This is a genomic window from Acinetobacter sp. AOR34_HL (assembly GCF_027854795.1).
GTDB lineage: Bacteria > Pseudomonadota > Gammaproteobacteria > Pseudomonadales > Moraxellaceae > Acinetobacter > Acinetobacter junii.
Map to the genome: position 1 here is coordinate 18,971 of NZ_JAKTID010000035.1, position 9,595 is coordinate 28,565.

Genomic DNA, 9,595 nt, shown 5'->3' on the forward strand with positions numbered 1-9,595 from the left:
TACAATAGAAATACCCGTGATTTTTTTGGGAAAAATAAGCGCTTAGGACTGTGCCGCTTGTACGGTTAAACCACTCCACCGTTTAAACGCACGTCGAAAATTAGTGGCATCGTTAATTTGTAAATACTGAGAAATCTGTTCAGTTTTAAAACCATGTACACGATATAAAATGATGGCAGTATGCAAACGACTTTGATCGAGTTGCGCCTGAAAATGGGTCTGATGCTTTTTCAGTTTACGTTTTAAGGTGGCAGAACTCATTTGAAAATAGTCAGCGGTTTGTTCAAGTTGAATATTATTTTGAATATTCTGCATTAAATATTGGTGCAAACTGAGCAAAAAACTCTGTTGAATATTTTGAGCAGTCATTTCTTTCAGCGCATATTGATAACTGATTGAAGCTAAGGTCGAAGAGGCATTGGGAAGTTTTTCATAAATCAAATCGCGAGGTAGGCTCATCATGTTGATCGGGCGATTAAACTCTAAAGCACTGCCTAAATGTGTCCAATATTGTTCAATATAATCCGGTTCAGAAAAATTAAACTCGAATTTCCACGCTAATTTGGCTTGGTACAGTTGACGGCTAAACGCTTGTACTGCACTCATTGCGCTTTCGATTAAAAAGCGATTTTCAAGCTTGTTTTCATCTAACCAATAAATATGAATATGGCTTTGACTGTACATGAGTCGAGGGCATAACCATGGTGAAACGGACGCGGAAAATGTTAAATAACGGCTAAGTGCCTCATCGAAGGTCGATGCATAAAGCATAGATTTAATGGCGTCATTAAAGGGGGTGGTTAGGCTGCGTTGACCAAATAAAAAACTGATGTCCTGATTGCGAAAACACTGTTCAGCATTTTTTAAAACCTGTTGTAACTGTTGTTGACTAATTAGTTTTTGCCCCGAAAAGATATCTTCTAAGAAAATACTGCTGCCACTGAGCAGGACGTGATGTTCGACTTCATGACTCGCTGCCAAATCAATTAAAATAGACAATTGATGATGCGCAGGAATGTAGCTGTAGTCGCATTCAAAGCTCATACCATGACTCGCTTCGGTGAGTAGTACTGCTTCACTTGGAGCAATTGCTGATTTAAGGCACTCAAGAGTTGTTGGGCAGTTTGGTATTGTCCGACAGCGCAGCAGGTCGTGAGTGCTTTTAGAGGAATGTGCACGGACAAATCACGTTGATAATAAGCACTGACCATAAGCATGCGTTCAAGTTGAGCAGCCATTTTTTCAGCCTGTTGTAGCTTCGTCTCTGGTAACAGCATAATAAAACGATCTCCTGCGAAGCGGCAGAGCAGGTCTTGTGGTCGTAAGTTTAAGCTAATCAATTGTGAAACATGCTGTAAAATAGATGTGCCTTCATCAAAGCCATGTGCTTGATTAATCTGATTAAAATTATGCATATCTAGCAGTATGACGGACATGTCGCTGGGTTCATGCGAGTTTTGCTCGATTGCGGCTTTGAGCTGTGTTTTAAAATAATGAGCATCGGCCAAAGGGGTGAGTGCATCGAATAAGCGATGATCCCGATAAATACGTTCTCGTTTTTGCATGTGTTTAGAAATTGCCTGTTCTTCTTGATGCCAAAAATAAATCCCGATGGTAAATAGATACAGTCCAATTGGAAAAGGAATGGACTCAAGCCATGCATCCCACATGATTTCTTTAGGCAGGCGAATAAACTCATCTAAGCTGTCCATCCACATGTGGAAAAAAATAAAACACAGTCCATAAAAGATATAGTTGGTTACACGGCCCAAAGGACGGCTTTTAATAATAAAGAAAATCCAAATACCAATAAAAACAGTTGCTCCCCCTTCACCTAAAATATCGACCCAGTTCCATTCAGCAAATGACTTGCTCTGCCCAAGTAAGATAAACAACCAAAGGGATAAGCTACAGGCAGTCGCTACACATAATAAAGGCCAGCGGTAGTAAGCAAAGTATTTAGGCATAGCATTTTTTGAAATGATTTATTTTCGCCCAAGCTAAACAGATTTAGATGACAGTTTGATGGCAATGGCTAGGGTCAAAATAGATCAGTGTATTTTTGATTTTTAAGAATAAAAATGCTGAAAAACCCTATCTTTGAGGTGAATATGCATCATTCTGTATGCTCAGTATTTTCTCTATACAGATCAAATTAGCTCACTTTTTGCTGAAAATGGCCAAAAACAAATAAAAAGGGCAGATCGTAAAAGGCACTGTCACATCATGTTCATATTCACTTTTTATTGTGCGCTCAAACCATGCCACTTTGGCCTGAGGGGAAGAATACAATGAGCAATCTGAATAGCCGTTTAGGCAGAAATAAACGTGCGGGCTTTCAGCTCAGCACACTGGTCTTGTCAATGTTAAGCCTGACACATGTTTATGCGCAGGAAGAAAATAATGTTGAATACGTGCAGGTCATTGGACAAGCCGCAAGTATGGATAAAGCACTCAAAGAACAAAAACGTGCCGACCAAATCAGCAGTGTGGTACATGCCGATGGCATTGGACAATTACCCGATGACAATGCCGCAGAAGCGTTGCAACGGATACCAGGTGTATCTACAGAGCGTGACCAAGGCGAAGGACGTTTTGTTTCCGTTCGTGGTTTAGGCGCTGACTTAAATGCAGTAACCATCAATGGTACTTTGGTTCCCGCGCCTGAAAGCGATCGCCGTGGCGTAGCATTGGATGTCTTACCTTCAGAGCTAGTACAGTCATTGGCTGTGGTGAAAACGCTGACACCAGACATGGATGCCAACTCATTAGGTGGTACGGTGCAGGTTGAAAGTTTATCGGCTTTTGACCATGACGGTTTGTTTTATACGGGAACGATTGAAGGTGGTTATGATGAAAAACGGGAAAAATATAGCCCTAAAGCATCTGGTGCTATCAGTAATCGTTTCAGTGTTGGTGAGGGGCAAGACAACCTTGGGGTGGCACTGGCACTGAGTTATCAAAACCGAAAATTTGGCTCGGACAATGTTGAAACGGGTGGGGCTTGGGATGGTGACGCACTTGAAGAAACCGCAATGCGTCAATATGACATCGAACGTGAGCGCATTGGTGCGGGTTTAAACTTTGATTACCGTCCGAATGACACAGGCGAATACTATTTAAGAACTTTATATAGTCGCTTTAAAGACACTGAATCACGTCAGGAAGTGGCGGCTGAATTTTCTGATCCACAACTTGCAGGCCAGCGTGGTGATGCAGAAGTGACTCGTTCACTGAAGAGCCGTGAAGAAACACAAGAAATACAGTCTTTTGTCCTCGGTGGTAAGCAAGGTTTTGGCACGTGGACGGTGGAAGGTCAGCTCGGTTATAGCGAAGCATCGGAGGAAAATCCAGGGGGAATTTCGGGGGCAAAATACCAAGGTGATTTTAGTAATGTTGGATTTAATAATACGCAAAAACCTGTAATTACGGCAGACCAAGATTTTTATGATGCGGCCAACTATGAGTTAGATTCGGTGTCGTGGGAAAAATCTAAAACCACCGATAAAGAATACAACGGTAAATTAGACTTTTTGAAAGACTATATGCTGGGGAATTATGCTGCTGCATTGAAGTTCGGCGGAAAAATCAGTCAACGTGAAAAAACCAACAATACCGATGAATGGAAATATGAAGATCTCAGTACGTCAAGTTCAGATTTCAATTCAAACAGCCATTATGAACTGGGTCAGTTTGGTCCAACCATTAATAAAAACGCTATTAAAGATAAAATCAGTGGATTAAATCCAAATGATTATGTGGTTGCTGACGGTTCAATCATTAATGACTTTAAGTCGAATGAAGACATACAAGCGGCTTATGTCATGAATACCGTTGATTTGGATCAACTGCGTGTGATTGCAGGCTTACGTTATGAAAATACCAACTTTGAAGCACGTGGTTTTGAGTTCAATGATGATGTGATTACTGCGACTAAATATGAAAATGACTATGATCATTGGTTGCCGAGTTTACATTTTCGTTATCAATTGGCCGATAACGCTTACCTCCGTGCCGCTTGGACCAATAGTGTGGTACGTCCAAACTTTGCGCAAAGTGCACCAGGTGTTTATATCGATGGTGATGAAGCTGAGTTTGGTAACCCAATGCTCAAACCTTTGGAGTCCTCAAACTTTGACTTAGGCGTAGAAAAATATTTTGGCAAAGCCAGTATGGTGGGCTTCTACGCATTTTATAAAGATATCGATAACTTTATTTATAACACCAATATTGCAGGAACAGGGCAATGGGCTGACTTTGATGAAGCTATTACCTATAAAAATGGTAATGAAGCAAAACTGTACGGGATGGAGTTTGCCTACTCACAAAAGTTTGACCATCTAGGAGCGCCTTGGAATGGTTTCTTGCTGGGCTTTAATACGACCTTTAGTAAGTCAGAAGCAGATATTGATTCGATGAAAGATGGCGAACTTCTGAGCCGTCGTATTCATTTACCAAACCAGTCGGATGTGGTCGGCAATGCCATGATTGGTTGGGAAAATGAGCGCTTTGGTGTGCGACTTTCAGCAAATTATAAATCGAATTATCTGTATGAACTTGGTGATATCGACACGCCAGAAAAAGACATTTATACCGATGACCAAATCTTCCTTGATTTCAGTAGTCATGTGAATTTATCTAAAAACTTACAATTGAAGTTTGATGTGCAAAACATCACCGATGAAACTTATTACAACTATGCAGGTTCTAAGGCTTATAACGCGCAATATGAAGAATATGGCCCAGCATACAAACTTGCACTGACCTACACCCACTTTTAAGTCGAATTAAATTTAGTTCTCAGGTTTGCTCAGCAGAAGCAGACCTGAGTTTCCTTGCCCAATTTTGAGTGTCTCTATGAAATTTTCATCTTTTAAATTGTCTGCTTTAAGCAGTTGCTTGCTGTTATTGAGCGCATGCAGTCAACACAGTGTGCTTCAGCCTACGCAGAGTAGCCAGTTGTTACGCCCAGTTGAAATACCAATAGATCAGCCCATGGCAGCGAAGTTGCAACTACGTGAAGTCGACATGAATGGGGCGAAAACTGAGGATGTGCAATGGTTAAGCTTGAGTGCATGGCCTGAAGTTGCCGCACTGTTGAGCAGTAAAAATAAAGGGCTACAAATTTTAGATGATCAACAAAATGTACTACATCAAATTCAAGGTCAGTTTGGGCGTTTTGATTATCGGATTGGTTCGGAGCGTTTATTGATTGCTGCGTCAAATGTGCAACAACAGCAAATTCAACTGATGAGCATGAACTTAAAAAATAAAGCATGGGACAAACCTAGCTTCACTCCAAAGCGTTCATTTAAGTCTGAAGATGTTTGCCTATATACCGATGCTCAAGGGCTGAGTTTTGCTTTTTTAGTGGGTGAAGAGGGGCTTGGTGAGCAATGGTTGGTGGCTCAGCAAGAGAAGGCTTTGGTTCAACCACAGTTGGTACGTCGTCTCAGTTTTCCACCTGCCAGCAGTGTGTGCAAAGTGAATGATAGCACCGCAGAGCTGTTCATTAATGAAGAGAGTGTTGGGGTTTGGGCATATCCAGCTCATCCTGAAGCAGACATGGTGCGTCAGGCGGTGGATCTCGTACAACCCTTTGGTTCGATGCAAGGTTCACCCTCTGCAATTGCGATTGTAGATGATCATGTCGCTGTACTCGATGCAGAAAAACCTTTGCTTTATCGTTATCAAAAGCAAGATAAGCAATGGAAGGCACAGCCGCCTTTACAACTAGACACGGTGAAAGAACCAGAGACTCTGAGTGTTCAAGGTAATTTAACTGATAAATCCTTGCTGATTTTAGATGATAAAACCGTGAAAGTGACAGATGTGGAATGGGAAACTCAGACCCAGGCCAAAGCTCAAAATATCATCACTATTCCAGCAGAACTGCAGACGGAGGGTGTGCCAAGTACAGGTGATGCGGCTGATGATCCTGCGATTTGGCATAACGCTACACAACCGAGTCAATCCCGCATTTTAGCGACAGATAAACAAGGTGGTTTACAGGTTAACGATTTACAGGGCAAAACCGTGCAGTATTTGCCAGTAGGGCGATTGAATAATGTTGATGTACGCTACGGTTTTAAATGGGGCAATCAAACGGTCGATTTGGCTGTGGCATCGAACCGAGATCATAACAGTCTGCATCTCTTTGCGATTCAACCCAAAACGGGCAAGGTTTCTGTGCTCGGCGAGCTAGCAACTACATTGGATGATATTTATGGCATTTGTATGTACCGCGATGCTCAAGGGGAAATCTATGCCATTCCCAACGATAAAAACGGGACTTTTGTTCAATACCACATCACGGCTGCACAGCAAAAATTACGGGCTGAAGAAGTACAACGTTTTTCAGTTCAAACCCAACCTGAAGGCTGTGTCGTAGACGATGCCACAGGACGTATTTTCTTGGGTGAAGAAGATGTCGCGGTGTGGGTAAAAGATCTCAATCCAAAAACTCAGCTCCCTATGCAGCAGGTGATAGGTGTAGGAGAGGTGATGCATGATGACATTGAGGGAATGGGACTTTATCACGGTAAAAAGCAAAGTTATTTGGTAGTTTCAAGCCAAGGCAATGACAGCTTTGTGGTGCTTGATGCCGCAGCACCTTATACGGTTCGTGGCGCATTTCGTGTAGGCATCAATATCGACAAAGGCATTGACGCTGTGTCTGAAACAGATGGACTAGATGTGAGTTCCCTAAATTTTGGTGGCAAATGGAAGCAAGGCATGTTGGTGGTGCAAGATGGACGTAAACGGATGCCTGAAACCAATCAGAACTTTAAATATGTGCCGTGGGAAAAAATCGCTCAAGCCCTGCATTTGGACTAAATAGCGCTTTAGTACATAGGCTGGGGCAAAGAGTCACAGCCCATTTTAAAAATATACATGTACTGCACCATGCAGTAAAAAATTGGAGTGCGTTATGCAAGCAACAATGGATCAAATGTCGGTTTGGATGTTGATTAGCCATGCCAGTGTGTTGGTGAAAGTAGTGATGTTGATTTTGGTTTTATCCTCAGTAGTAAGTTGGTATTTAATCGTGCGTCAGGGTATGTTACTTCGTGGACAAGAGCAGCTTTGGAACCGCTTTTTAAAGAATTTTAGACAGCAGAAAGATCTCAATCTTTTACAGCAAGATTACCAACAGCCTGAACAACAGAAAGGCGTAGTCAGCATTTTTCAACATGGGGTGGATGAATACCATCAATTGATCAAAGATGAGCAACTCACTACAAGTGATGTGATTGATGGGGTAGAACGTCGTTTGCTCAGCAGCATCAGTGAAGAAGAAGAAAAGCTTCAGCAAAATCTGACCTTTCTTGCAACAGTCGGTTCAGTCAGCCCGTATATAGGCTTATTTGGAACGGTCTGGGGCATTATGAATGCGTTTATTGGACTGTCTGCCGTTGAACAGGCAACCCTCAATACAGTTGCACCAGGGATTGCAGAAGCGCTGATTGCGACAGCTATTGGTTTATTTGCCGCTATTCCTGCAGTCGTGGCGTATAACCGTTTTTCGGCACGTGCTGACAAGCTTTCCAGTCGTTATTACGGTTTTGCCAATGAGTTGCAAACGCGTATTTATCGTTTGTTGGGGCACACTGAGCGCACTTCGCGTTAAGGAGCAAGAACCATGATTAAGCGTCCTCAAAAATTAAAACTCAATGCTGAAATGAATGTGGTTCCTTATATTGATGTCATGTTGGTGCTATTGGTGATTTTTATGGTGACTGCACCGATGTTGACACAAGGCATTCAAATTGATTTGCCTAAAGTGGATGCCAATGTCATGCCCGCGTCACAACAGCAGCGTATTGTGACCTTATCTATTCAAGCCAATGGTCAGTATTACTGGAATATTGGATCAGAAGTGAATACCGAGAAAGTTACGGATCAGGCCATTGATTTAGCCACTATGCAACAAAAGCTCGTTCCGATTATTAAAAAAGATAAAAGCCTACAGTTTTATGTGCGTGCCGATCAGGATGCTGATTATCAACTGGTTGCACAGGCCATAGCATCCTTGCAAAAGAGTGGGGTAACGAACTTGGGGCTAGTGACAGAGGAACCACAATCATGATGGCAACCGTTTCCAAAATTAGGTTTCGTGATCAAGGTCTAGCATTTTCGGTCACGGCTGGATTGCATATTGCGCTAATTGCATGGTTATGTACGGTTGAGATGCATGAAACATTGGCGGAACCCAAGCCGAAAACCATTCAATTACAATTTGTGCAAATACCCCCTCCAGCCAAACAACAACCAGAACCTAAAAAGCCTGAACCGATAGTCGAAGAAAAACCCTTACATGAGCCTGTCAAGAAACAGGTTGAGAAACCTACTGAAGTCCAACCGAAAACCACCAAGAAGTTTGTAGAGTCACAGAGCAACAAAATTGTACCTACAGCGGCTAAACCGACACAGCAAGTCGTGACGGAAAAGCAAACGGCAGTAGCGGAATCTCAGAAAACAGTAGATACGCAGTCTCAAGCGGATATACCAACTCAGACGAAGACCCAGAAATCAGTAGAACCTAAAGCACAAACTCATCCTGAATCATTTGATGTTAAAAATTATCAACCTGTTACAAAAATAGCACCAGCTTATCCTGAATCAGCTTTAGATCGAAAGATTGAAGGGGACTGTACAGTTATATATAGCGTGAACGAAAAAGGACGGGTAGAAAATCCAAAGGCACAAGGCGACTGCCATCCGATGTTTGTACGACCTTCGATTCAGGCTGCGCTCACTTTTAAATATCAGCCTCGTCTCGTCGATGGCAAACCGACCAGTGTGTCGAATGTTAAAAATACTTTCCAATATCGTATTGAAAGTTAATTGTATTGATCAATTGAGGAAATCACTCGATTTAGTTTGATTAGAGTGCCTGACTTGCTTTAATTTTAATGCTTTAAATACATTAAGTTGGTTTAAGTGCAAAAATTAGCCCAATCTGCCATCAAACTCTTACGTTTTTCGAGATATGCTACACGTAACTAAGCAGCTTCAACTTCATCTGGCAGCTTATGTGCTAGGGCGTGTCCTCATTTGAAGAATTGGTTTTAAATACTCTGCCAATTTTTAATAATTCATTCCTATCAAAATGATGCATGGTAGTAGCATTTAAGGCCGACAATAGTAAGCGTCCGCTGAGCCCCACTTTTTCTAACTCATTAATACCACGATAGTGTCCACTAAAATTTAAGTGGACACCTATGGGGCTTAGGAAGTTAAGCATATCAAAAAGTATGGTAACTTCCTTATATGAAAGCAAAAAATAGATACTATTCCCGTTCAAGAATCACAGAGGCAAAATTCAGACAGATCATTCGCTTTTTTGCCATGGATTTAACTGCTTCAGATACAGCTAAACTCACCAATATTTCTGTACGTTCCATCAATACAATTTACATCAGGTTGCGTAAAAAGATTGCGGCACAATGTGAGGAAATATCTCCTTTCAACGGTATCGTTGAACTTGATGAATCCTACTTTGGTGCTCGTCGTATTCGAGGAAAACGTGGACGTGGTGCATCAGGAAAAACCATTGTATTTGGACTACTCAAAAGAGATGGAAACGTATACA

General features: G+C 41.9%; 7 protein-coding genes and 2 pseudogenes. 6 read left to right on the plus strand and 3 right to left on the minus strand.

The window, feature by feature from the left end:
* Positions 1-42: 42 nt before the first annotated feature.
* Both MKL32_RS05480 and MKL32_RS05485 read right to left on the minus strand, forming a co-directional pair.
* Positions 43-1,044, minus strand: coding sequence for a helix-turn-helix transcriptional regulator (locus MKL32_RS05480; protein ID WP_005399817.1), 1,002 nt, complete (start codon positions 1,042-1,044; stop codon positions 43-45).
* Positions 1,041-1,967 (minus strand): diguanylate cyclase domain-containing protein, encoded by a 927-nt coding sequence (locus MKL32_RS05485; RefSeq protein WP_113996999.1) that lies wholly within the window; start codon positions 1,965-1,967, stop codon positions 1,041-1,043. The genes MKL32_RS05480 and MKL32_RS05485 overlap by 4 nt, the downstream gene beginning before the upstream one ends.
* A 324-nt stretch (positions 1,968-2,291) precedes the next feature.
* Here MKL32_RS05485 and MKL32_RS05490 point away from each other — a divergent pair, with 324 nt between their 5' ends.
* The 5 genes from MKL32_RS05490 (at position 2,292) to MKL32_RS05510 (ending at position 8,847) form a co-directional block, all read left to right on the plus strand.
* The gene (locus tag MKL32_RS05490) at positions 2,292-4,781 is read left to right on the plus strand and encodes a TonB-dependent receptor (protein ID WP_212387012.1); all 2,490 of its coding nucleotides are present in this window, start codon (positions 2,292-2,294) and stop codon (positions 4,779-4,781) included.
* A 76-nt stretch (positions 4,782-4,857) separates the two neighbouring features.
* Positions 4,858-6,837, plus strand: coding sequence for a phytase (locus MKL32_RS05495; protein ID WP_126132468.1), 1,980 nt, complete (start codon positions 4,858-4,860; stop codon positions 6,835-6,837).
* Positions 6,838-6,931: 94 nt separating this feature from the next.
* Entirely contained in the window at positions 6,932-7,630 is a 699-nt protein-coding gene (tolQ, locus tag MKL32_RS05500; RefSeq protein ID WP_126132469.1) for a protein TolQ, read from the plus strand.
* Positions 7,631-7,642: 12 nt separating this feature from the next.
* Positions 7,643-8,089 carry a protein TolR gene (gene tolR, locus MKL32_RS05505; protein WP_126132470.1) on the plus strand — a complete coding sequence of 149 codons (447 nt, stop codon included), beginning with the start codon at positions 7,643-7,645 and terminating at the stop codon, positions 8,087-8,089.
* Positions 8,086-8,847 carry an energy transducer TonB gene (locus MKL32_RS05510; RefSeq protein WP_228300267.1) on the plus strand — a complete coding sequence of 254 codons (762 nt, stop codon included), beginning with the start codon at positions 8,086-8,088 and terminating at the stop codon, positions 8,845-8,847. Before tolR ends, MKL32_RS05510 begins: the two co-directional genes overlap by 4 nt.
* 92 nt (positions 8,848-8,939) lie before the next feature.
* On the opposite strand, the pseudogene MKL32_RS05515 reads toward MKL32_RS05510, so the two are convergent.
* Positions 8,940-9,050: pseudogene (locus tag MKL32_RS05515) on the minus strand (integrase); the annotation flags it as partial.
* Positions 9,051-9,273: 223 nt separating this feature from the next.
* On the opposite strand from MKL32_RS05515, the pseudogene MKL32_RS05520 reads away from it, so the two are divergent.
* Positions 9,274-9,595 (plus strand): annotated as a pseudogene (locus tag MKL32_RS05520) (IS1595-like element ISAju1 family transposase); the annotation flags it as partial.